This window comes from Streptomyces sp. 1222.5, assembly GCF_900105245.1.
Classification (GTDB): Bacteria; Actinomycetota; Actinomycetes; order Streptomycetales; family Streptomycetaceae; genus Streptomyces; species Streptomyces albidocamelliae.
In genome coordinates this window covers 5639252-5663422 of sequence record NZ_FNSZ01000001.1, presented here as the reverse complement: position 1 = coordinate 5663422, position 24171 = coordinate 5639252, and the positions used below count along the sequence as shown (strand labels likewise).

Genomic DNA, 24171 nt, shown 5'->3' with positions numbered 1-24171 from the left:
GCAGAGGGGGCTCTTGCGGCACAGCGGGCTCCCTGGAGTCGAGTGCCCCAGGCTTAGCAACAGCCCCCTCGCCCGAGCAAGACAACTCGCCGCGAAGCTACTCCGACCAGCACAAAGCCCCCTCCCTGCCGGGGAGGGGGCTCGGCTGTGAAAGCTCTCCAGGAGCCGGCAGCCGCGTACGCCTCAGTGCGAGTGACCGCTCGATGCCGGTGTCGGGCCCGTGTTCTTCACCGTCAGGGGCAGCAGCTTCTTGCCCGTCGGGCCGATCTGGATGTGGGTGTCCATCTGCGGGCAGACGCCGCAGTCGAAGCACGGGGTCCAGCGGCAGTCCTCGACCTCGGTCTCGTCGAGGGAGTCCTGCCAGTCCTCCCAGAGCCAGTCCTTGTCGAGGCCGGAGTCGAGGTGGTCCCAGGGCAGGACCTCCTCGTAGGTGCGCTCGCGGGTGGTGTACCAGTCGACGTCGACGCCGAAGGGCTCCAGGGCCTTGTCGGCGCAGGCCATCCAGCGGTCGTACGAGAAGTGCTCGCGCCAGCCGTCGAAGCGGCCGCCGTCGTCGTACACCGCGCGGATGACCGCGCCGATGCGGCGGTCACCGCGGGAGAGCAGGCCCTCGACGATGCCGGGTTTGCCGTCGTGGTAGCGGAAGCCGATCGAGCGGCCGTACTTCTTGTCGCCGCGGATCTTGTCGCGCAGCTTCTCGAGACGGGAGTCCGTCTCCTCCGCCGACAGCTGCGGCGCCCACTGGAACGGGGTGTGCGGCTTGGGGACGAAGCCGCCGATCGAGACCGTGCAGCGGATGTCGTTCGAGCCCGAGACCTCACGGCCCTTCTGGATGACGTGCGTCGCCATGTCGGCGATCTGCAGGACGTCGTCGTCGGTCTCCGTCGGCAGGCCGCACATGAAGTACAGCTTCACCTGGCGCCAGCCGTTGCCGTAGGCGGTGGCGACGGTCCGGATCAGGTCCTCCTCGGAGACCATCTTGTTGATGACCTTCCGCATGCGCTCCGAGCCGCCCTCGGGGGCGAAGGTCAGGCCGGAACGGCGGCCGTTCCTGGTCAGCTCGTTCGCCAGGTCGACGTTGAAGGCGTCGACGCGGGTGGACGGCAGCGAGAGGCCGATCTTGTCGTCCGTGTAGCGGTCCGCCAGGCCCTTGGCGATGTCGCCGATCTCCGAGTGGTCCGCGGAGGACAGGGAGAGCAGGCCCACTTCCTCGAACCCGGTCGCCTTCAGGCCCTTGTCGACCATGTCGCCGATGCCGGTGATCGAGCGCTCGCGCACCGGGCGCGTGATCATGCCTGCCTGGCAGAAGCGGCAGCCGCGGGTGCAGCCGCGGAAGATCTCGACCGACATCCGCTCGTGGACCGTCTCCGCCAGCGGCACCAGCGGCTGCTTCGGGTACGGCCACTCGTCCAGGTCCATCACCGTGTGCTTGGAGACGCGCCACGGGACACCGGACCTGTTGGGGACGACCCGGCCGATGCGGCCGTCCGGGAGGTACTCGACGTCGTAGAACGCCGGGATGTACACCGCGCCCGTCTTCGCCAGGCGGAGCAGGACCTCCTCGCGGCCGCCGGGGCGGCCCTCCGCCTTCCACTCGCGCACGATCCGGGTCATGTCGAGGACGGCCTGCTCGCCGTCGCCGATCACGGCCGCGTCGATGAAGTCGGCGATCGGCTCCGGGTTGAAGGCCGCGTGGCCGCCGGCCAGGACGATCGGGTCGTCGACGGTGCGGTCCTTGGACTCCAGCGGGATGCCCGCCAGGTCGAGGGCGGTGAGCATGTTGGTGTAGCCCAGCTCCGTGGAGAAGCTGAGGCCGAACACGTCGAAGGCCTTCACCGGGCGGTGGCTGTCCACCGTGAACTGGGGGACGCCGTGCTCACGCATCAGCGCCTCGAGGTCCGGCCACACGCTGTACGTGCGCTCGGCGAGGACGCCCTCCTGCTCGTTGAGGACCTCGTAGAGGATCATGACGCCCTGGTTGGGCAGTCCCACCTCGTAGGCGTCCGGGTACATGAGCGCCCAGCGGACGTCGCACTCGTCCCAGCGCTTGACGGTGGAGTTGAGCTCACCGCCGACGTACTGGATCGGCTTCTGCACGTGCGGGAGCAGAGCTTCGAGCTGCGGAAAAACCGACTCGACAGGCATCTCGCGAACCTTCATGAGCTGACAGGGGTGACCATTCAGCGTAACCCGCCCGACGGACTCCCCCGTACGCTCAGCCGGACACCGACGAACCGATCTTCTTCCACAGGCCGGGCAGGTCCTCCTCCGTCCTCGTCGCCCGGGCCTCCTGCCTGCCGTACAGCAGGCCGTACGTGAACGTGTTCTCCCCCGCCGCGTGGGCCACCGCGGACAGCTCGCGGAGGGTGTGGCGGGCCATGACGCTGTCCTGGTGCTCCCCGAGGAGGCTGGTCAGCGACTTCATGGACTTGGCCAGGGAGCCCGCGGGGCCGCCGAGCGCGGGGGTGGCGGCCTCGGCCGCGTAGCGGGTGCGCTTGGCCTTCTTGCGGGCCTCGTGCAGGGCGTGGTCGCGGTCCTCGCCGGGCGACAGCTCCATCGACTGCTCCACCAGGGCGGAAACCTTCGCCAGATCCTTGCGTACGGCCTTGTCGAGCGCCTTGCGCGGCTTCTTGCCGGCCGCCTTCCGCAGGGGCGGGTCGGCGAGGAGCCGGTCCAGGGCGTCCAGCAGGGTGAGGTAGCGGCGGGAGTCGAGGACCCCGGTCAGGTGGCTGTGGGCACCGCGGTGGCGGGCTTCCGCCCAGCCGGTGATCCGCTCGCGGACCGGCCCGGTGACCAGGGCCGGGGGGACGTCGTCGAGGGCCTTGGTGAGGCGGTCGGCGAGCACCTCCTGGTCGCGGTCGATGCCCAGCTCGCCGGCGAGCCACTTCAGCTCGGCGACGAGGGGATCGGTGGCGCCGCGGTCGAGGACGTTGCGGAAGGTGCGCAGGGTGCTGCGGGCGCGGCGGGTGGCGACCCGCATACGGTGCACGGAGTCGGGCACGTCCCGGCGGACGGCGGGGTCGAGCTCGACCAGCACGTCCCGCTGGGCGCGGAGGTAGGCGAGGACATGGTCGCCGGCGGTGACCGGCTGTGCGGGCTTCGTCCTCCTGCGGCGGCGGGGGGCGGTCTGTTCCAGGGCGCGGGCCAGTTTCGACGGTGACTTGGAGGGGCGCACGCCCGACTTGCGCAGTCGTTTCTCCACCCGGTCGAGGAAGGCGGGGTCGCCGTCGTCGGCGAGTTCCACCTCGATCTCGGTCCACTGGGCGGCTCCGCCCTTGCCGTTGAGCCGCTCGGCGGTGACGGTGTCGACGCTCGCCTCGGCGAGCAGGGTGCCGTCGGCGTCGACCAGGTGGCGCACGTCGCGGGCGGAGCGCAGCCGGACGAGGGGGATCAGCTCGTCGTCGCGGACGCGGGAGCGGACGAGGGCGGCGATCTCGTCGGGGACGGTGTCGGAGAGGGGGGCCCGGATCTCGTCGCGGACCCCGGGTGCGACCGGGAACTTCAGGTGCCAGCCGGCGTCGGCGCCTCCGGTGCGGCGGCGCAGGGTGAGTGAGGCGGTGGCCAGGCGTTCGTCGACGGTGTCGTAGTAGGTGGCGTCGAGCTCGACCACGCCCTTGTCCAGGACGGACGCCACCCCGCCGACGCCTGTCAGGTCGGGCAGCCCGCTGTCGTCGGATTCGTACTTGCGCTCGATCTCGCGTTTCTCGTCCGCCATGGATCGAATCTAATGTCCGGGGCGCCGTTTCGGCAGTGGGCACCGGCGCCGGTCAGGCCCGGGTACCCGTCCCGGGGACGGGTACCCGCGGCCGTCCTCATCCGGCCGGCGCCGGGCGGCCCGGGGCCTACGCCGACATCGGCCGCTGCACCTTGATCGACTGCAGCAGTCCGATCGCCACCCATACCGCGAACATCGATGAGCCGCCGTACGACACGAACGGCAGGGGGAGACCGGTGACCGGCATGATGCCGAGGGTCATGCCGATGTTCTCGAAGGACTGGAAGGCGAACCAGGCGACGATTCCGGCGGCGACGGTCGTCCCGTACAGCTCGGTCGAGTCACGTGCTATCCGGCAGGCGCGCCAGAGGACGACCCCGAGCAGGAAGATGATCAGGCCCGCGCCGAGGAAGCCCAGTTCCTCCCCCGCGACCGTGAAGACGAAGTCCGTCTGCTGCTCGGGCACGAACTGGCCGGTGGTCTGCGAGCCGTGGAAGAGGCCCGCTCCGGTCAGGCCGCCGGAGCCGATGGCGATACGGGCCTGGTTGGTGTTGTAGCCGACGCCGGCCGGGTCCAGGTCGGGGTTGGCGAAGGCCGCGAAGCGGTTGATCTGGTACTCGTCCAGGATGTGCAGCTGCCAGATGGCGATGCAGCCGATCACACCGGCGATGAGCAGGCCGAAGACCCAGCGGTTGGAGGAGCCGGAGGCGAGCAGCACCCCGAGGATGATCGCCACCATGGCCAGCACCGACCCGAGGTCGGGCATGAGCAGCAGGATGAGGATCGGGACGGCGGCCAGGCACAGGGCCTGGAACACGGTCCGGTGATCGGGGTACGGCTTGTCGCCGGCGTCCACCCGCGCGGCGAGCAGCATCGCCATGCCCAGGATGATCGTCACCTTGAGGAACTCGGCGGGCTGGAGCGAGAAGCCGCCGATGACGAGCCAGTTGCGCTGGCCGTTGATCGTGGCGCCGAGCGGGGTGAGGACCACCAGGGCGAGGGCCACGGACAGGCCGTAGAGGATCGGCACGGCGTTGCGCAGGGCGCGGTGGCCGAGCCAGAGCGTGCCGATCATCAGGGCGATGCCGATGCCGAGGTTCATCAGGTGGCGGACCAGGAAGAAGTACGGGTCGCCCTGGTTGAGCTCGGTGCGGTTGCGGGTCGCGGAGTAGACGAGCAGCGAGCCCATGAGGGACAGGGCGGTGGCCGCGAACAGGATCGGCCAGTCCAGGCGGCGGGCGAGCGAGTCGCGGGCGAAGATCCTGGTCCAGCCGGCCCGCTCGGGGCCGTACCCGGAGACGGAGAAGCCGTTCGCGCCGGTCATGAGGGCATCCTCCGGCTTCCCCTCCGGCGAGGCCGCCTGCGGGTGTCACGGTTGCGCGTGGTGGGCGAGGGCGTGGTGGCCGGCTGCTGGTCGTCGCCGTTGGTCGTGTTGTCCTTCTGGGCGGCCTCGACGTCCTTGGCCGGATCGCCCTTGACCTTCGGGTTGACGATGGTCCCGTCCGGGCGGACCTTGGGCAGGCCCTTCTGCGGCTCGGGCAGCAGCGCCTTCTTGTTGTCGACGGAGCCGTCGCCCTTGACACCGTAGAGCGCGCTGTAGATGTTGCGCACGGCCTCACCGGAGGCGCCGGAACCGGTACCCGCCTGGGCGATCGTCATGATCACCGTGTAGTCCTTGGAGTACGTGGCCAGCCAGGAGGTGGTCTGCTTGCCGTAGACCTCGGCCGTACCGGTCTTGCCGTGCAGGGCGATCTTGTCCTGCGGCCAGCCGCCGAACTTCCAGGCGGCCGTACCGCGGGTGATGACGCCCGCGAAGGCGTCGTTCATGCCCTTGAGGGTGGCCTGGCTGACCGGCAGCTTCCCGTTCTTCTTCGGCTTGATCGGCGTGACGGTCCGGCCGTCGGCGCTGATGATCGCCTTGCCGATCGTCGGCTGGTACATCGTGCCGCCGTTGGCGACGGCGCCGTAGATCACGGCCTCCTGGATCGGCGTGACGAGGGTGTCGCCCTGGCCGATGGAGTAGTTGATCTCGTCACCCTCGCGCATCTTGTTGCCTTCGAGGCAGTTCTCGTACGCGATCTTCTCGACGTAGGTGCCGTCCTTCTTGCCGGACTTGCACCAGGCGTCCTTGTTGGCCTTCCAGTAGTCGAGCTTCCACTGGCGGTCGGGGACGCGGCCGGTGACCTCGTTGGGCAGGTCGACGCCGGTCTCCTTGCCGAGGCCGAACTGGTGGGCGGTCTTGAAGAACCAGTCCTTGGGCTGGCCCTTCTTGGGGTTGATGCCGCCGTCCCTCTTCCACTCCCGGTCGGCGAGGCCGTAGAAGACGGTGTCGCAGGAGACCTCCAGCGCCCGGCCGAGCGAGATCGGGCCGAAGCTCTCCCCCTCGAAGTTCTTGAAGACCTGGCCGCCGACGGAGTAGGAGCTGGTGCAGGGGTAGCCGCCGTCCCAGGCGTAGCCCGCCTGGACCGCGGCGGCCGTGGAGACCACCTTGAACGTCGAGCCCGGGGCCGCCTGACCCTGTATGGCCCTGTTGAGCAGCGGGTAGTCGGAGTTCTTGCCGGTGAGGGCCTTGTAGTCCTTGGCGGAGATGCCGCCGACCCAGACGTTCGGGTCGTAGGTGGGCGCGGAGGCCATGGCGACGATCCGGCCGGTCTTGGCCTCCATGACCACGACGGCGCCGGAGTCGGCCTTGTAGTTCTCACCGGTGATCTTGTCGTACTGCTGGCGGGCGACCTTCATCGCCTTGTCCAGTTCGTACTCTGCGACGCGCTGCACCCGGGAGTCGATGCTGGTGACCAGGTTGGAACCGGCCTCGGCGGCATCCGACTTGGCCTTGCCGATGACCCGGCCGAGGTTGTCCACCTCGTAGCGGGTCACGCCTGCCTTGCCGCGCAGCACCTTGTCGTAGGTGCGCTCGATGCCGGAGCGGCCGACCATGTCGGAGCGCAGGTAGGGCGAGTCGGTGTCCTTGGCCTTCTGGATCTCGGAGTCGGTGACGGGCGAGAGGTAGCCCAGCACCTGGGCGGAGTTGGACTTGCCGGGGCCGGCGTAACGGCGCACGGCCTCGGGCTCGGCGGTGATGCCGGGGAAGTCCTCGGAGCGCTCGCGGATCTGCAGGGCCTGCCGGGCCGTCGCCTCGTCGGTGATCGGGATCGGCTGGTAGGGCGAGCCGTTCCAGCAGGGCTGGGGGGTCTTGGAGTCGCACAGCCGGACCTTCTGCATGACGTCCTGCGGCTTCATGCCGAGGACGCCGGCCAGCTTGGCCAGGACGGCCTTGCCGTCGTCCTTCTGCTTGAGCAGGTCGGTGCGGGAGGCCGAGACGACCAGACGGGTCTCGTTGTCGGCGAGGGGGACGCCCCGGGCGTCCAGGATGTCGCCGCGCACGGCGGGGTCGACGACCTGCTGGACGTGGTTGCCGGACGCCTCCTTCTGGTACGAGGCGCCCTCACGGATCTGGAGGTACCACAACCGGCCGCCGAGCGTGCCGAGGAGGGAGAGGACGAGAATCTGGATCACGACGAGCCGGATCTGGACCCGTGGGGTCCGGCCGGTCTCGGGGATGTTGGTCACTGCGGCTGTCTCCCCCTCTCAGTGCGCGGATGTCTGCGCGCGGAATGCCTGTGCGTGCACTGCCTCTGCTTGCCCTGCCTGTGCTTGTCCTGCGTGTGTGCGAGCCGCCTGCGTGTGTACGCATGATGAACGACCGGTCTGTGAGCCCCGGTTCCGCGGCATCCGACTCGTTCGGGTGAACTCCCCCGCCGTCACAGCCGCTTGACCCCCTTGATGCGGCCGACCCGGGTGGAGCGGGTGCGCGCCTTGGCCTTCAGGGCGCCGAGACCGCCGCGCTGGCTGCCGATGCGCAGGCCGGTGCCGGAGGAGAGCCAGCCGGAGGAGATGTCACCGGCCTTGGCCGCGGGGCTGCTCTCGGTGAGCGGGTCGTTGTCGGCCTTGCGGGCGAGCCACATGATCCCGGGGACCACGAACGGGGCGAGCAGCAGGTCGTACAGGGCGGCGGAGATCAGCAGGCCGGTCAGGCCGACGTGGCGGGCGGCGGTGTCGCCGACCAGGGCGCCGACACCGGCGTACAGCAGGGTGGAACCGACGGCGGCGGCGACCACGACGGCCATGGGCCCGGTCGCCGACTTCAGCCGGCCGCTCTCCGGTTTGACGAGCCCGGCGAAGTAACCGATGACGCACAGCACGAGGGCGTAGCGGCCGGCGGCGTGGTCGGCGGGCGGGGCCAGGTCGGCGAGCAGTCCCGCGCCGAAGCCGACGAGAGCGCCGCCGACATGGCCGTACACCATCGCGAGTCCGAGGACGGTGAGCAGCAGCAGGTCGGGGACGGCGCCCGGCAGGTGCAGGCGGGCGAGGACGCTGACCTGGATGACCAGGGCGACGACGACCAGCGCTGAGGAGAGCAGGATCCGGTTGACACGCATGGGGATTCAGCTCCTACTGCTGCTGGTCGGTCGTGTTGGCGTCGGCCGACGGGGTCACCGTGACGGTCACCGTCGGGGTCGGCGTGGGCTTGGGGTGGGCCGGGAGCACCGTGTCCCGCGGGTCCTTCTTCGGGGCCTCGACGACCACGCCGACGACGTCCAGCTTGGTGAAGCTGACGTACGGCGTGACGTAGAGGGTGCGGGTGAGGCCACCGCCGGAGGGGTCGACGCGGGAGATCACGCCGACCGGGACGCCCGGCACGAACGGCTTGTCGGCCTGCGAGCCGAAGGTGATGAGCCGGTCGCCCTTCTTCACCTCCGCCTTGCCGTTGAGCAGTTCCACGCGCAGCGGGCGGTCGCCCTGGCCGGAGGCGAAGCCGAGTTCGTCGCTGCCCTCCATACGGGTGCCGACGGTGAAGTCGGGGTCGTTGGCGAGGAGCACCGTGGAGGTGTCCGGGCCGACGGTGGTGACGCGGCCGACCAGCCCGTCGCCGTTCAGCACGGTCATGTCCCGTTTGATGCCGTCGTTGGCGCCCGCGTCGATGGTGATGGTCCAGGAGAAGCCCTGTGCCGAGCCGATGGCGATGACCTGGGCGCCCTTGATGCCGTACTGGCCCTCGCCGGCGATCTTCAGCATCTTGTCGAGCTGTGCCAGGCGGCTGCGGTTGCGGTCGTCGCTGCCGAGCTTCGCCTTGAGGGCCGCGTTCTCCTTCTCCAGGGCGGCGAGCCGGTCGTGCCGGCTGCCGGAGTCACGGATGGCCGAGACGGCGTTGCCCACCGGGTCGACCGCCGAGGACAGTCCGTTCTCGACGGGGCCGAACACCGCTGCCGCGGCCTGCCGGGCTCCGTCCACCGGGGAGTTGCGGCCCCCGCGGATGTCCACCGTGATCAGCGCGAACGCGATGGCGATCAGCAGGACCAGGAGCAGCCGGCTCTCTTTCGTGTCCCTCACGTGCGGCGGCCGTGCCCTTCCTCAAGTCGGAATTGTGCGGGCCTTGGAGAACGCGAATGGTGCGGCGCAAACCGAAGCGGCCCAATTGGGGGAGCTTATGCCTCTATACCAACGATCCGCCGCACGAGAGGAGAACGTCTCGTGCGGCGGAATCGAAGAGTTACGTCATCTGCGCGGCTGGGCGTCCAGGACCTGCTGCAGCGCCTCGAACTCCTCGACGCACTTGCCCGAGCCGAGCGCGACGCTGTCCAGCGGGTCCTCGGCGATGTGGATCGGCATGCCGGTCTCCCGCCGCAGCCGCTCGTCGAGCCCGCGCAGCAGTGCTCCACCGCCGGTCAGAACGATTCCTCGGTCCATGATGTCGCCTGACAGCTCCGGCGGACACTTGTCGAGGGTGGTCTTGACGGCGTCGACGATCGCGTTGACCGGCTCCTCGATCGCCTTGCGGACCTCGGCGGCCGAGATGACGACGGTCTTGGGCAGTCCGGAGACCAGGTCCCGGCCGCGGACCTCGGTGTGCTCGTCGCTGTCGAGGTCGTACGCCGAACCGATCGTGATCTTGATCTGCTCCGCGGTGCGCTCACCCAGGAGAAGGCTGTACTCCTTCTTGATGTACTGGATGATCGCGTTGTCGAGTTCGTCGCCGGCGACGCGGATCGACTGGGCGGTGACGATGCCGCCGAGCGAGATGACCGCGACCTCCGTGGTGCCGCCGCCGATGTCCACCACCATGTTGCCGGTGGCCTCGTGCACCGGCAGGCCCGAGCCGATGGCGGCCGCCATCGGCTCCTCGATGATGTGCACCTGGCGGGCACCGGCCTGGGAGGACGCTTCGATGACGGCGCGGCGCTCGACGCCGGTGATACCCGAGGGCACGCAGACGACGACGCGGGGCCTGGCGAGATACCGCCGCTTGTGGATCTTCAGGATGAAGTAGCGGAGCATCCGCTCGGTGATCTCGAAGTCGGCGATCACACCGTCCTTCAGCGGGCGGACGGCGACGATGTTGCCCGGCGTCCGGCCGATCATCTTCTTCGCTTCGGCGCCGACCGCGAGGATGCCGCCCGTGTTGGTGTTGATCGCCACGACGGACGGCTCGTTGAGCACGATCCCGCGACCCCTGACGTACACCAGCGTGTTGGCGGTCCCGAGGTCGACAGCCATGTCACGGCCGATGAACGACATTGAGTTCCCCATCCGGATTCATCGGGCCTTCCCGAGCTTTTGAGGGCATGTCAGGTCGGCGAGGCGGGTGCTGTGACGTGAAGGCTTCCATCGTAAACGCGCCTGCACGAACACTGCGCGAGGGTCTCCGCCATTGTCACCAGATGGCGGGCCGCCCCGCTTGTGGAGACGGTCCATCGGAGGAAGGCGTTCCCCCGATCGGCAAGGCATATGCCAAAGGACGGCCGAAAACGCACGACCGCCCCTGGTCAGGAACGCGGACCGAGCTGACGCCCGGTCAGAAAATTTAGCGAGAATTCGCCACGCGGCTCAGACGCGGCCGGGGAAGAAGATCTTCACCTCGCGCTCGGCGGACTCCTCGGAGTCGGAGGCGTGGATCAGGTTCTCGCGGACGATCACACCGAAGTCGCCGCGGATGGAGCCGGGGGCGGCGGCGATCGGGTCGGTCGGGCCGGCCAGCTGGCGGACCCCTTCGATGACCCGCTCGCCCTCGGCGATCAGGGCGACGACCGGGCCGGAGGACATGAACTCGACCAGCGGCTCGTAGAACGGCTTGCCGACGTGCTCGGCGTAGTGCTGCTCCAGCGTGGCGCGGTCCAGGGTGCGCAGTTCCAGCGCGGTGATCTGCCAGCCGGCCTTGCGCTCGATCCGGCCGATGATCTCGCCGGTCAGGCCTCGACGGACGGCGTCGGGCTTGAGCAGGACGAGGGTGCGCTGCGTCACGACGTGCTCCTTTTCAGCGTGTGCGGTGGGATGAGGCTACAGGGCCGCCCCGCGTCTCCGTCACGCAGTGTCAACTTGAGCGGGGCGGTGAACCCGGAGGCCGCCGGTGCGGGACCTCGCGGGCCGCCGCCGTCGTGACCGAGAGCTGCCGTCGCCGGCCGGGGACCCGGCCGGCGGATGCCGTCAGGCGCCGGAGGGGGTGTTCTCGGCGGCCTGGGCCGCGAAGCGGGCCTTCGCCTCGTCGATCTTCCTGCCGTAGTGGACCGAGGCCCACCACAGGGCCGCGAAGATCACGCCCATGAAGTACATGGTCGGGACGAAGACGCCGGAGGCGACCAGGGCGATCTGCAGGACCCAGCCGAGGGCGATCCCGCCGGGCCGGGTCACCATGCCGCACAGCAGCACGCACAGCAGCATGGCGATGCCGCTGACCAGCCACACCGTCGAGGTGGACAGGTCCGGTTGCTTCATGGCGACGAGCCCGGCGAAGCCGATGACGAAGAACTCGCCGATGAGAGTCGATGAACAGAGCGTACGCACGGGAGACCTCAGCCCTTCCCCAGCAGCAGCCGGGCCTCGCCGACCGTGATGACCGAACCGGTGACCAGGACGCCACCGCCCGCGAACTCGCCCTCCTCCTCGGCCAGCGTGATCGCGGCCTCCAGGGCGTCGGGCAGCCGCGGCTCGACCTGCACCCGCTCCTCGCCGAACACCTCGACGGCGATGGCGGCGAGCTCGTCCGAGTCCATGGCGCGGTGGCTGGAGTTCTGCGTGACGACGACCTCGGCGAAGATCGGCTCGAAGGCCTCCAGCAGCCCCCGCACGTTCTTGTCGCCGCTCGCGCCGACGACCCCGATCAGCCGGGTGAAGTCGAACGCCTCCCGCACGGCCTCCGCGGTGGCCGCGGCACCCGCCGGGTTGTGCGCGGCGTCCAGGACGACCGTCGGCGACCGTCGTACGACCTCCAGGCGGCCCGGGGAGGACACGGCGGCGAAGGCCTTGCGGACCGTGTCGGTGTCCAGCGGCTCCGCGCGCTGCGCGCCGACGCCGAAGAACGCCTCCACGGCGGCGAGGGCGACGGCCGCGTTGTGCGCCTGGTGTCCGCCGTGCAGCGGGAGGTACACCTCGGGGTACTCGCCGCCGAGACCGCGCAGGGTGAGCAGCTGCCCGCCGACGGCGACCTGCCGGGCGACGACCCCGAACTCCAGCCCCTCGCGGGCCACGGTGGCGTCCACCTCGACGGCCTTCTTCAGCAGCACCTGCGCCGCGTCCACCGGCTGCTGGGCCAGGATGACGGTCGCGTCCTGCTTGATGATGCCGCTCTTCTCGGTGGCGATCTCCGCGGGCGTCTCACCGAGGCGGTCGGTGTGGTCCAGGTCGATCGGGGTGACCACGGCGACGTCGCCGTCGATCACGTTGGTGGCGTCCCAGGAGCCGCCCATGCCGACCTCGACGACGGCGACGTCCACGGGCGCGTCCGCGAAGGCCGCGTACGCCATGCCGGTGAGCACCTCGAAGAAGGACAGCCGGTACTCCTGCTGCCCGTCCACCATCTCGACGTACGGCTTGATGTCCTGGTACGTCTCGATGAACCGCTCGGCCGAGATCGGGGCGCCGTCCAGGCTGATCCGCTCGGTGATCGACTGCACGTGGGGGCTGGTGTACCGGCCGGTGCGCAGGTCGAAGGCGCCGAGCAGGGCCTCGATCATGCGGGCGGTGGAGGTCTTGCCGTTCGTGCCCGTGATGTGGATCGAGGGGTACGAGCGCTGCGGCTCGCCGAGGACGTCCATCAGCGCGGCGATCCTGCTGACCGAGGGCTCCAGCTTGGTCTCGCCCCAGCGGGTGGCCAGGTCCGCCTCGACCTCGCGCAGGGCCCTGTCGACCTCCGGGTCCGCCGGCCGCGCGGGTACGTCGGCCTGCGGCGGGCCGCCCTGGGTGCGCAGGGTGCGGCTGCCGGCCTCGATCACCGCCAGGTCGGGGTCGCGGTCGGTCTCGGCCTCGATCATCTCCTCGAAGCTGTCGAGGGGGTCGGGAGTGTCGCTGTTGCCGGGGTGGTCGCTCACGAGGCCAGTCTACGGAGCGGAGGGGCGCTTCGCGGCGCCGGTATGGGGTGGCTTGTCTTCGCGGACGGGTGCGGGGTGGGCGGCGGCGGTTCGGGGTGGCCGGGACCGGCTGCGGGGTGCGGGTGCGTGGTGGCTCGTCGCGCAGTTCCCCGCGCCCCCGAGTCGGTCACGGCCCCGGAGTCCGACACGCACCGGAGCCTTTGCGGTCGGCCGAGGCCCCGGCGCCTTCAAGGTGCCGGGGCCCTCCGGGCCGTATCGCGGATTACGCCTGCGGCAGCTTGTCCAGCTGGGCCTGGATGCGGGCGATGTCCTCCTCCGCCTTGGCCAGGCGGGTGCGGATCTTGTCGACCACGTTCTCCGGGGCCTTCGCGAGGAACGCCTCGTTGCCGAGTTTGGCCGTGGCCTGGGCCTTCTCCTTCTCGGCGGCGGCCAGGTCCTTCGCGAGCCGCTTGCGCTCGGCAGCCACGTCGATGGTGCCGGAGAGGTCGAGGGCGACCTCCGCACCGGCGACCGGCAGCGTCGCCGTGGCCGTGAACGACTCGCCCTCCGGCTGCAGGCGCAGCAGCTGGCGGATGGCGGCCTCGTGCGGGGCGAGGGCGGTGCCGTCCAGCGTCAGTCGGGCCGGGACCCGCTGGCCGGGCTGCAGGCCCTGGTCGGCACGGAAGCGGCGGACCTCGGTGATGACCGACTGGAGGGTCTCGATCTCGCGCTCGGCGCCGCTGTCACGGAAGCCGCTGTCGGCCGGCCACTCGGCGATGACGACCGACTCGCCGCCGGTCAGCGTCGTCCAGAGCGTCTCCGTGACGAACGGCACGACCGGGTGCAGCAGCTTGAGGGTGACGTCCAGGACCTCACCGAGGACCCGCTTGCTGACCTCGGCCGGCTCGCCGCCCGCCTGGAAGACGGTCTTGGACAGCTCGACGTACCAGTCGAAGACCTCGTCCCACGCGAAGTGGAAGAGGGCGTCGGACAGCTTCGCGAACTGGAAGTCCTCGTACAGGGCGTCGACCTCGGCGACCACCGAGTTCAGCCGGGACAGGATCCAGCGGTCCGTCGCCGACATCTTCGACGGCTCCGGCAGCGGTCCCTCGACCGTGGCGCCGTTCATCAGCGCGAAGCGGGTGGCGTTCCAGATCTTGTTGGCGAAGTTGCGGGAGCCCTGGACCCAGTCCTCGCCGATCGGCACGTCGACACCGGGGTTGGCGCCGCGGGCCAGCGTGAACCGGAGGGCGTCGGAGCCGTACTTGTCCATCCAGTCCAGCGGGTTGACCGCGTTGCCGAAGGACTTCGACATCTTCTTGCCGAACTGGTCGCGGACCATGCCGTGCAGGGCGATGGTGTGGAACGGCGGGGTGCCGTCCATCGCGTACAGGCCGAACATCATCATCCGGGCGACCCAGAAGAAGAGGATGTCGTAGCCGGTGACCAGGACGGAGTTCGGGTAGAACTTCGCGAGCGACTCGGTCTGTTCGGGCCAGCCGAGGGTGGAGAACGGCCACAGGCCCGAGGAGAACCAGGTGTCGAGGACGTCCGTGTCCTGCTTCCAGCCGTCCGCCTCGGTGCCGGGGGGCTCCTCGTCGGGGCCGACGCAGACGACCTCGCCGTTCGGGCCGTACCAGACCGGGATGCGGTGGCCCCACCACAACTGCCTCGAGATGCACCAGTCGTGGAGGTTGTCGACCCAGTCGAAGTACCGCTTCTCCATCTCCTGCGGATGGATCTTGACCTTGCCGTCGCGGACGGCGTCGCCGGCCGCCTTCGCCAGCGGGCCGACCTTGACCCACCACTGCATGGACAGGCGCGGCTCGATGGTGGTCTTGCAGCGCGAGCAGTGGCCGACGGAGTGGACGTAGGGCCGCTTCTCGGCGACGATCCGGCCCTCGGCGCGCAGCGCGGCGACGATGGCGGAGCGGGCCTCCAGGCGGTCCATGCCCTGGAAGGGGCCGTGGACGGTGATGACGGCGTGCTCGTCCATCACGGTGATGGACGGCAGGTCGTGCCGCTGGCCGATCTCGAAGTCGTTCGGGTCGTGGGCCGGGGTCACCTTGACGGCGCCGGTGCCGAACTCGGGGTCGACGTGGGTGTCGGCGACGACCGGGATGGAGCGGTCGGTCAGCGGGAGCGTGATGAGCTTGCCGACCAGGTGCTTGTAGCGCTCGTCGTCGGGGTGGACGGCGACGGCGGTGTCGCCGAGCATCGTCTCGGCGCGGGTGGTGGCGACGACGATCGCGTCGTCCCCGTCGCCGTACTTCATGGAGACGAGCTCGCCGTCGTCGTCCTGGTACTCGACCTCGATGTCCGAGATGGCCGTCAGACAGCGCGGGCACCAGTTGATGATGCGCTCGGCGCGGTAGATCAGCTCGTCGTCGTAGAGGCGCTTGAAGATGGTCTGGACCGCCTGGGAGAGGCCCTCGTCCATGGTGAAGCGCTCGCGGGACCAGGCGACGCCGTCGCCCAGGCGGCGCATCTGGCCGCTGATCTGGCCGCCGGACTCGGCCTTCCACTGCCAGACGCGCTCGACGAACGCCTCACGGCCGAGGTCGTGCCGGGACTTGCCCTCCTTGCCCAGCTCGCGTTCGACGACGTTCTGCGTGGCGATGCCGGCGTGGTCCATGCCCGGCTGCCACAGCGTCTCGTGGCCCTGCATCCGCTTGCGGCGGGTCAGGGCGTCGATGAGCGTGTGCTCGAAGGCGTGCCCGAGGTGCAGGCTGCCGGTGACGTTCGGCGGCGGGATGACGACCGTGTACGGCGGCTTGTCGCTCTTCGCGTCCGCCTCGAAGTAACCGCGCTCTACCCAGCGCTCGTACAGCGGCCCCTCTACATCGGCCGGCGCGTACTGGGTCGGCAGTTCGGAGTCGGGCGCGGGTGGCTGCTGATGAGCGTTCTCGGTCACGGGGGTCAGTTTAGAGGTGTCACGGCGTGGTCCCGAAACACGTTTGTTCTGTAACGGTGCGGCCCCCGGTGCCGTGCGTTTCCCGGGCCTGGGCCAGGATGTCAGGAACACATAAGCATCTGGAGGGGAACCCCGTAATGAGCAGCAACCAGCCGGGCCCGTACGGCCAGCAGCCCCAGCAGCCGGGTCCGTACGGCCAGCCGGGGCAGCCTGGACCGTACGGCCAGCAGCCGCAGGCTCCGCAGCCCGGCTACGGCTACCCCCAGCAGGCACCCGCGGCGCCGCCGCAGCCGGGTTACGGCTACCCCCAGCAGGGTGTGCCGCAGCAGCCGGGGCCGTACGGCATGCCCCAGGCGCCGCAGCCGGCCGGCGGGAAGAAGAAGACGGGCCTGATCATCGGCGCGGTGGCCGTGGTGGCGGCCGTGGCGGTGGGCGCGTACTTCGTGCTCGGCGGGAGTGGCAGCAGCGACGTCGCGGACGACGGCCCCCACAAGCTGACGACTCCGGCGACGGTGCTGACGGAGTACAAGAAGTCGAAGAGCGACAGCGGCTCCATGACGGACAAGGACCTGAAGGACGCCGCGAAGTGGGGCGTGCAGGACCCGCACGACGTCAGCGCCGGCTACGAGTCCGGCGACGCCGACAACCCGCTGAGCAAGAAGGCGATCAACTTCGCCGGGGTCTACGGCACGATCGACGACCCCGGGAAGACCGTGGACGCGATGTTCGCGTACATGAAGAGCGAGTCCCAGAAGGACAGCGACAGCGGGGCCTCTCTGAAGGGCGAGCCGACCGTGTACACGCCGGACGGGCTCGACGGTGCGGTCCTCAAGTGCCAGCAGGCCTCGGCGCCCACCGGCAGCAGCAGCGGCGGCCCGAAGGACGTGACGATGACCATCTGCATCTGGGGTGACCACAGCACTCTCGGGTTCGTCATGCCGATGGACATCGCGAGCCTGGTGGCCGGCAGGAGCAGCGACCCGGCGGCCGACGCCGCGCTCGTCGCCAAGTTCCGCAACGAGGTCCGCGTCAAGTCCTGACCTTGCCGTAGGACATGCGAAGGGGCCCCGGTCGGTGACCGGGGCCCCTTCGCATGGTTCGGCGTTACGCCGTCTTCTGCTCCCCCGAGCCCCGGCCTCGGGCGTCGCGGGGGATCAGGGTGGGGTTGACGTTGGAGAGGACCACGTCGGCCGTGATGACCACGCGGGCCACGTCCTTGCGGGACGGGACCTCGTACATCACACCCTGGAGGACCTCCTCCATGATGGCGCGCAGTCCGCGGGCGCCGGTCTGGCGCAGGATCGCCTGGTCGGCGATGGCCTCCAGGGCCTCACGCTCGAAGTCCAGCTCCACGCCGTCGAGTTCGAAGAGGCGCTGGTACTGCTTGACCAGGGCGTTGCGCGGCTCCACCAGGATCTTGAGCAGGGCCTCGCGGTCCAGGTTGTGGACCGAGGTGATGACCGGGAGCCGGCCGATGAACTCGGGGATCATGCCGAACTTGACCAGGTCCTCCGGCATGACGTCCTCGAAGACGTCCTTGGCCTCCAGCTCGCGCTTGGAGAGGATCGTCGCGCCGAAGCCGATGCCCTTGGCGCCGGCCCGCGCCTCGATGATCTTCTCCAGGCCCGCGAAGGCACCGCCCACGATGAACAGGACGTTCGTCGTGTCGATCTGGATGAACTCCTGGTGCGGGTGCTTGCGTCCGCCCTGGGGCGGCACCGAGGCCGTGGTGCCCTCCAGGATCTTCAGCAGGGCCTGCTGCACGCCCTCGCCGCTGACGTCACGGGTGATCGACGGGTTCTCGCTCTTGCGGGCGACCTTGTCGATCTCGTCGATGTAGATGATCCCGGTCTCGGCCTTCTTGACGTCGTAGTCCGCGGCCTGGATCAGCTTCAGGAGGATGTTCTCGACGTCCTCGCCGACGTAGCCCGCCTCGGTGAGCGCCGTGGCGTCGGCGATCGCGAACGGGACGTTCAGCATGCGCGCCAGCGTCTGCGCGAGGAGGGTCTTTCCGGAGCCCGTCGGGCCCAGCAGAAGAATATTCGACTTCGCCAACTCGATGGCGTCGTCCCGGCCGCTCCCGCCGCCGTTCTCGCCTGCCTGGACCCTCTTGTAGTGGTTGTACACCGCGACGGAAAGCGCCTTCTTGGCCGCTTCCTGGCCGACCACGTAGCCCTCGAGGAACTCGTAGATCTCGCGAGGCTTGGGCAGCTCCTCCCAGCGGACCTCGCTGGTCTCCGCGAGTTCTTCCTCGATGATCTCGTTGCAGAGATCGATGCACTCGTCGCAGATGTACACACCGGGCCCTGCGATGAGCTTCTTGACCTGCTTCTGGCTCTTGCCGCAGAACGAGCACTTGAGCAGATCGCCGCCGTCACCGATGCGTGCCACGGTGTGCTTCCCCTTCGCCTGGGAGACGCCTGGACGTTACGAGTCCAGCGGCTCCTGGTGCTGCCTTATGTCCGACGGTACCTTGCCGGGCCCGGTGTTCGGGCCCCCCTTGGCAGGGTTCACTTTGACGTGCACGGTGCCAAGAGGGGCAGAGAGCGGACCTTTCCGGGTCAGCGGACCTCGGAGTTGTTCAGCTTGCGGGTGGAGATGATCTGGTCGACGAGGCCGTACTGCAGCGCCTCCTCGGCCGTGAGGATCTTGTCGCGCTCGATGTCCTCGCGGATCTTCTCGAGCGGCTGGTTCGAGTGCTTGGCCAGCATCTGCTCCAGCTGGTCACGCATCCGGGTGAACTCCTTCGCGATGATCTCCAGGTCGGAGAGCTGACCGCGGCCGGTGGAGCCCGCCGGCTGGTGGATCAGGACGCGGGAGTTCGGCAGCGCCATGCGCTTGCCGGGGGTGCCGGCGGCCAGCAGGATGGCCGCCGCGGAGGCCGCCTGGCCCATGCAGACCGTCTGGATGTCCGGCTTCACGAACTGCATCGTGTCGTAGATCGCCGTGAGGGCGGTCATGTCGCCACCGGGGCTGTTGATGTAGATCGAGATGTCCCGGTCCGGGTCCATCGACTCCAGGCACAGCAGCTGCGCCATGACGTCGTTGGCCGAGGCGTCGTCGATCTGGACGCCCAGGAAGATCACGCGCTCCTCGAAGAGCTTCGCGTACGGGTCGTACTCGCGGATGCCCTGCGAGGTGCGCTCGACGAAGCGCGGGATGACGTAGCGGCTGTCCGGGCGGGGCCCTTCGTACATGCCGCTGGCGGCGCCGTGGAAGTTGCTCATGGGGTGTTCACCGTCCTGGTGGCGTTCTGGGGGCTGGGGTCTCGGCGGTGCGTGGCGTGGCCTGGCCGGTCAGGCACCGGTGCCGCCGCCTCCCGGAACACCCGAGGCGTGCGTGATGATCTCGTCAATGAGACCGTACTCCTTGGCCTCTTCCGGGGTGAACCAGCGGTCGCGGTCGCCGTCGCGGACGATCGCCTCGACCGTCTGGCCGGAGTGCTGCGCGGTCAGCTCGGACATGCGCTTCTTGGTGCGCAGCAGGTACTCGGCCTGGATCTTGATGTCCGAGACGGTACCGCCGAGGCCCGCGGAGCCCTGGTGCATCATGATGTCCGCGTGCGGCAGCGCGAAGCGCTTGCCCGCGGCGCCACCGGTGAGCAGGAACTGGCCCATCGAGGCTGCCATGCCCATGGCGATGGTGACCACGTCGTTCGGGATGTACTGCATGGTGTCGTAGATCGCCATGCCGGCCGTCACCGAGCCACCGGGGCTGTTGATGTAGAGGTAGATGTCCTTGTCCGGGTCGGCGGCAAGGAGCAGCAGCTGTGCGGTGATCTTGTTGGCGATGTCGTCGTCAACCTGCTGGCCGAGGAAGATGATCCGCTCGTTGAGCAGCCGGTTGTAGACCTGGTCGCCGAGGCCACCACCGATGGAAGGCTCGCCGGCGGCTGAAGGCATCAGATTCGTCACGTATCCACCTGCTCGTCTTACGACGGCGCCGGGCCGTCTCACGTCGTCCTGCCGGAGGCTTGGCTGGGGGTCTCAGGAGACTCCCCTGCCCCCGTACTCATGGACCCTAACGCGCGGGTCCCTTCGGGGAATCCCGGAGATGGGAGTGTTCGCCGGGGGCGTAGCGGAGGGCTCCGCCGGGGGCCGGACGCGGATCGGGGGAGCCGGCGCGGATCTCCGCCGGGCCCCGGGGCCGGATGCGGCTCGTCGCGGGGTCTGCGCGGGCCTGGGGCCGTCCGCGGCGGGTACGGCACGGGCCCCCGGGAGACACACTCCGCGGGGGCCCGGTTACGCCGTCAGGAACGCCGTGGGGCCGGTCAGGCCTCGGTCGTCTCCTCGGAGGTCTCCGACGCCTCGGCGGCCTCGGTCTCCTCCTCCTCGTCGTCCAGGTCGACGATCTCGCCGTTGGTGTCCTTCACCGTGGCGGCCTCGACCACGACGGCCAGGGCCTTGCCGCGGGCGACCTCGCCGACGAGGAGCGGCACCTGGCCACCCTCGACGACGGCCTGGGCGAACTGGTCGGGGGACATGCCGGAGGAGGCCGCACGCCGCATGAGGTGCTCGGTGAGCTCCTCCTGGTTGACGTTGAGGTTCTCCTTCTTGACCAGCTCGTCGAGGACGAACTGGGTCTTGATGCCCTTGACCGCGGCCTCGCGGGTCTCGGTCTCGAACTCCTCGGCGGTCTTGCCCTGGATCTCCAGGTACTTGTCGAGGTCCAGACCCATCTGGCCGAGCTGGTGGTGCTCCAGGTTGTGCTTGCGGGTGTTGACCTCGTCCTCGAGCAGCTTCTCGGGGACCGGGACCTCGACCAGCTCGAGGAGCTTCTCCAGGACGCGCTCCTGGGCCTGGGTGGCCTGGTCGAACTGCTTCATGTTCGCGAGGCGCTTGCGGCTGTCGGCACGGAGCTCGTCCAGCGTGTCGAACTCGGAGGCGAGCTGCGCGAACTCGTCGTCCAGCGCGGGCAGTTCGCGGGCGGCGACCTGGGACACCTTGACGGCGACCTCGGCCTCCTTGCCCGCGGCGGAGCCGCCCTTGAGCTCGGAGGTGAAGGTGGCCTCGCCACCGGCCTCCAGGCCCTTCACGGCGTCGTCGATGCCGTCGAGCAGCTCACCGGAACCGATGGTGTACGAGACACCCTCGGCGATGCCGTCCTCCAGGACCTCGCCGTCGACCTTGGCCTGCAGGTCGATGGTGACGACGTCGCCGTCCTCGGCCGCACGCTCGACCGGGGAGGTGGAGGCGAAGCGCTCGCGCAGCTGCTCGACCGACTTCTCCACGTCCTCGTCGGTGACCTCGACGGCGTCGACCTCGACCTCGATGCCCGAGTAGTCCGGGATCTCCAGGGCGGGGCGCACGTCGACCTCGGCGGTGAAGTTCAGCGTCTCGCCGTCCTTCAGCTCCGTGATGTCGACCTCGGGCTGGCCCAGCGGGCTCAGCTCGGCCTCGTTGACCGCCTCGGTGTAGAACTTCGGAAGCGCGTCGTTGACCGCCTCCTCCAGGACCGCACCGCGGCCGAACCGCTGGTCGATGACGCGGGCCGGGATCTTGCCCTTGCGGAAGCCCTTCACCGTGACCTGCTGGTTGATCTTCTTGTACGCCGCGTCGAGGCTGTCCTTGAGCTCCTCGAAGGGCACCTCGACAGTGAGCCGAACCCGGGTCGGGTTCAGGGTCTCCACGGCGCTCTTCACGGTTCGGTCTCCTTGTGGCTGACTTCTTGGTTTCTGCCGGAGCCAGACTGGTCCGGCGGATTTCGCCGCCCGGAGGAGTTCGTAGGCCGAGTGGGCCGGGACACACGGGCGCGCAGCTTGCATAGTAACCGCAGCCGGTCAGCACCCCAAAAGGCGATCTTCGCGACGTACGCGAGGCAATGGTCGGGGTGGCGGGATTTGAACCCACGGCCTTCCGCTCCCAAAGCGGACGCGCTACCAAGCTGCGCCACACCCCGTCTGGTGCGAGACGTAGGGTACATGCCCGGGCCCGCCGGGGCCGCCGCATTCTTCCAGGCGGCGCGCGCGGGATCCGCGTGTCGCTACTCGTTGGCCTCGACGCCGGACGACCCGCTACGATGCCTGCAGTGCCGCGGTCACGGACCTGCGGCGCGCTCCTGCGGGCGTAGCTCAATGGTAGAGCCCTAGTCTTCCAAACTAGCTACGCGGGTTCGATTCCCGTCGCCCGCTCTGTACGACTCAGGGCCGGGCCGAGGATTTCTCCTCGGCCCGGCCCTGAGTGTTTTCCGTACCCGTGCGGTCACGCTCCGTGCGCACCCGCCCCGGGCCGGGAACGCGGCCGCCCCGGGGCGCGACGGGTCGACGCCCGCGCCCCCTCGCCGCCCTGAGCGCCCGGCCCCGCGCCCCGCGCTCCCGCGGGCACCCCGGGCCGACTCAGAACTTGATCAAGTTGATGGAGTCCGCTATCGAATTCAGGAACCGGCTGATGGACGGCGCCATGCCGGTCGACGCGAGGAAGAAGCCGAAGAGGATCGCGACGATCGCGGGGCCGGCCTTGATGTTCCCCCCTCGGATCAGCACCACCAGGATGATCGCCAACAGCAGCACCACGGACAGTGAAATGGCCACACTGATCACACCCTCGGTCGGTCCGCTCTCCCGGCCCGGAGGTACGGCCGCCGCACCCCCGCCAGAACCATCGTGCCACCAACCAGGCGTCCGTATGCGACCCGTGACACAACGTCGGCTGACGACCCGGCACACACCGTGCGCCGCGCAGTAATTCGACGGAGCTCCCGCAGATGACCGCCCCGGGAATTGCGTGACTTCGTTTCCGTCTCCACACATCTCGTGCGCAGGTAATTCGAATTGATGATGCCGAGACGCCGTATGCCCCATTTAGTCTGGATGAATCGGGACATCGAGGGTGAACTGGCGACCCCCGTGTGGGCACCATCACGTCGACAGGGGTGGCAAGTTCTGTAAATCAGGGGGTACCCGAAGGCGATAACCAGGAATGACTGCGGGAGTTTTACGAAATCCCACAGCCGACGCTAGGGTGCCTGAGATGTTTGAAGCCGCCTCGTCCCCCGGCCAGAACCGCAGGCCGCTCCCCCCGGCACAGTCGCCGGTGGACGGAGTGCCCGGACCGCGCACCCCGATGAGTGCGCAGAAAGGGCAGGCGAAGGCGGACAGACCCGGCAAACAACGCGACGCGTTCTTCGACAACGCCAAGTATCTGGCCATCGTGCTCGTCGCGATGGGGCACTCGTGGGAACCGCTCAAGGGCGACAGCCGGGTCGTGGAGACGCTGTACACCATCGTGTACACGGTCCACATGCCGGCGTTCATCATCATCTCCGGCTTCTTCTCGCGCAGTTTCGACATGCGGCCGGACCGGCTGAAGCGGCTGATCACCGGTGTCGCGGTGCCCTACATCCTCTTCGAGACGGCGTACCCGCTCTTCAAGAACCTCGTCGACGAGGGCTCCCACGAGCCCATCACCCTGCTCGACCCCTGGTATCTCACCTGGTTCCTGGTCGCCCTGTTCGTGTGGCGGCTGACCACACCCATCTGGAAGCTGGTCCGCTGGCCGCTGCCCCTCGCCGTCGGCCTCGCCATGCTGGCGAGCGTCAGCCCGGACATCGGCGACGACCTCGACCTCCAGCGCGTCCTGCAGTTCCTGCCGTACTTCGTGCTGGGCCTGTGCATGAAGCCCGAGCACTTCAAGCTGGTGCGCCGCCGCTCCGTGCGCATCGCCTCGGTGCCGGTGCTCGCGGTGGCGCTCGTGGTCGGCTGGTGGGCGGCACCGCGCATGAACGCCTCGTGGTTCTACCACCGTGACGCCGCGCAGGAACTCGGTGCCCCGTGGTGGTGCGGCCCGGTGATGACGCTGGCGCTGATGGGCTGCTCGCTGCTGCTGACGGCCTGCTTCTTCTCCTGGGTGCCGGGCCGGAGGATGTGGTTCACCGCCCTCGGCGCGGGCACCCTCTACGGCTACCTGCTGCACGGCTTCCTGACGAAGTTCGCGGACTACCGGGGCCTGTTCGAACACCCCTGGCTGCACCACCCGGCCGGGGAGATCCTGGTGACCCTCCTCGCCGGCACCGCCGTCACCCTGCTGTGCACCAAGCCGGTGCAGCGCGCCTTCCGGTTCGCGATGGAGCCGAAGATGGAGTGGGCGTTCAAGCAGGACGCGGCGGAACTGGCCCGTGAGCGGCACAAGAAGGAGAAGGAGCGCGGGCGGGAGCGGGAGAAGGTCGGCGCCTAGCGCCCGGACGGGCCGCGCCCGGACCGACCT

At 69.2% G+C, this 24171-nt stretch carries 18 protein-coding genes and 2 tRNA genes; 3 read left to right on the top strand and 17 right to left on the bottom strand.

Features of this window, described 5'->3' with window-relative positions; genetic code table 11:
* Positions 1-183 precede the first annotated feature (183 nt).
* The 11 genes from BLW57_RS25525 to BLW57_RS25470 form a co-directional block, all read right to left on the bottom strand.
* The gene (locus BLW57_RS25525) at positions 184-2145 is read right to left on the bottom strand and encodes a TIGR03960 family B12-binding radical SAM protein (RefSeq protein WP_093477686.1); all 1962 of its coding nucleotides are present in this window, start codon (positions 2143-2145) and stop codon (positions 184-186) included.
* A gap of 70 nt (positions 2146-2215) precedes the next feature.
* Positions 2216-3715 (bottom strand): CYTH and CHAD domain-containing protein, encoded by a 1500-nt coding sequence (locus tag BLW57_RS25515; protein ID WP_093477683.1) that lies wholly within the window; start codon positions 3713-3715, stop codon positions 2216-2218.
* A gap of 127 nt (positions 3716-3842) precedes the next feature.
* Positions 3843-5039 (bottom strand): rod shape-determining protein RodA, encoded by a 1197-nt coding sequence (gene rodA, locus BLW57_RS25510; protein WP_093477681.1) that lies wholly within the window; start codon positions 5037-5039, stop codon positions 3843-3845.
* Complete coding sequence (gene mrdA / locus BLW57_RS25505; protein ID WP_093477679.1) at positions 5036-7285, bottom strand: penicillin-binding protein 2; 2250 nt, start codon at positions 7283-7285, stop codon at positions 5036-5038. The genes rodA and mrdA overlap by 4 nt, the downstream gene beginning before the upstream one ends.
* Positions 7286-7476: 191 nt before the next feature.
* Positions 7477-8154, bottom strand: a complete 678-nt coding sequence (gene mreD / locus BLW57_RS25500) for a rod shape-determining protein MreD (RefSeq protein ID WP_093477678.1) — start codon at positions 8152-8154, stop codon at positions 7477-7479.
* A gap of 13 nt (positions 8155-8167) precedes the next feature.
* Positions 8168-9106 (bottom strand): rod shape-determining protein MreC, encoded by a 939-nt coding sequence (gene mreC, locus BLW57_RS25495; RefSeq protein ID WP_093477676.1) that lies wholly within the window; start codon positions 9104-9106, stop codon positions 8168-8170.
* 165 nt (positions 9107-9271) lie between these two features.
* Positions 9272-10291 carry a rod shape-determining protein gene (locus BLW57_RS25490; RefSeq protein ID WP_020940056.1) on the bottom strand — a complete coding sequence of 340 codons (1020 nt, stop codon included), beginning with the start codon at positions 10289-10291 and terminating at the stop codon, positions 9272-9274.
* A gap of 309 nt (positions 10292-10600) precedes the next feature.
* Entirely contained in the window at positions 10601-11014 is a 414-nt protein-coding gene (ndk, locus tag BLW57_RS25485; protein ID WP_093477675.1) for a nucleoside-diphosphate kinase, read from the bottom strand.
* A gap of 183 nt (positions 11015-11197) precedes the next feature.
* The gene (locus BLW57_RS25480; protein WP_093477673.1) at positions 11198-11554 is read right to left on the bottom strand and encodes a DUF4233 domain-containing protein; all 357 of its coding nucleotides are present in this window, start codon (positions 11552-11554) and stop codon (positions 11198-11200) included.
* Positions 11555-11562: 8 nt separating this feature from the next.
* Positions 11563-13020: a bifunctional tetrahydrofolate synthase/dihydrofolate synthase gene (locus BLW57_RS25475; protein WP_371127865.1), complete on the bottom strand. Its 1458-nt coding sequence runs from the start codon at positions 13018-13020 to the stop codon at positions 11563-11565.
* 319 nt (positions 13021-13339) lie between these two features.
* Positions 13340-15970: a valine--tRNA ligase gene (locus BLW57_RS25470; RefSeq protein WP_093477668.1), complete on the bottom strand. Its 2631-nt coding sequence runs from the start codon at positions 15968-15970 to the stop codon at positions 13340-13342.
* A 137-nt stretch (positions 15971-16107) separates the two neighbouring features.
* On the opposite strand from BLW57_RS25470, the gene BLW57_RS25465 reads away from it, so the two are divergent.
* A complete protein-coding gene (locus BLW57_RS25465) occupies positions 16108-17010 on the top strand; it encodes a hypothetical protein (protein WP_093477667.1) in 903 nt (300 codons plus the stop codon).
* A gap of 64 nt (positions 17011-17074) precedes the next feature.
* Here the strand turns inward: BLW57_RS25465 and clpX are convergent, their stop codons facing one another.
* The 5 genes from clpX to BLW57_RS25440 form a co-directional block, all read right to left on the bottom strand.
* Complete coding sequence (gene clpX / locus BLW57_RS25460; RefSeq protein ID WP_093477665.1) at positions 17075-18361, bottom strand: ATP-dependent Clp protease ATP-binding subunit ClpX; 1287 nt, start codon at positions 18359-18361, stop codon at positions 17075-17077.
* 170 nt (positions 18362-18531) lie between these two features.
* Positions 18532-19197, bottom strand: coding sequence for an ATP-dependent Clp protease proteolytic subunit (locus BLW57_RS25455; RefSeq protein WP_073893953.1), 666 nt, complete (start codon positions 19195-19197; stop codon positions 18532-18534).
* A gap of 69 nt (positions 19198-19266) precedes the next feature.
* Positions 19267-19872: an ATP-dependent Clp protease proteolytic subunit gene (locus tag BLW57_RS25450; protein ID WP_093477664.1), complete on the bottom strand. Its 606-nt coding sequence runs from the start codon at positions 19870-19872 to the stop codon at positions 19267-19269.
* 368 nt (positions 19873-20240) lie between these two features.
* Positions 20241-21611, bottom strand: coding sequence for a trigger factor (tig, locus tag BLW57_RS25445; RefSeq protein ID WP_093477662.1), 1371 nt, complete (start codon positions 21609-21611; stop codon positions 20241-20243).
* 180 nt (positions 21612-21791) lie between these two features.
* A tRNA-Pro gene (locus BLW57_RS25440) sits at positions 21792-21868 on the bottom strand.
* A 161-nt stretch (positions 21869-22029) separates the two neighbouring features.
* Here BLW57_RS25440 and BLW57_RS25435 point away from each other — a divergent pair.
* Positions 22030-22100, top strand: a tRNA-Gly gene (locus tag BLW57_RS25435).
* Positions 22101-22304: 204 nt separating this feature from the next.
* Here the strand turns inward: BLW57_RS25435 and BLW57_RS25430 are convergent.
* The gene (locus tag BLW57_RS25430) at positions 22305-22499 is read right to left on the bottom strand and encodes a hypothetical protein (protein WP_093480878.1); all 195 of its coding nucleotides are present in this window, start codon (positions 22497-22499) and stop codon (positions 22305-22307) included.
* A 532-nt stretch (positions 22500-23031) separates the two neighbouring features.
* On the opposite strand from BLW57_RS25430, the gene BLW57_RS25425 reads away from it, so the two are divergent.
* Positions 23032-24141, top strand: coding sequence for an acyltransferase family protein (locus tag BLW57_RS25425; protein ID WP_256339585.1), 1110 nt, complete (start codon positions 23032-23034; stop codon positions 24139-24141).
* Positions 24142-24171: the final 30 nt, after the last annotated feature.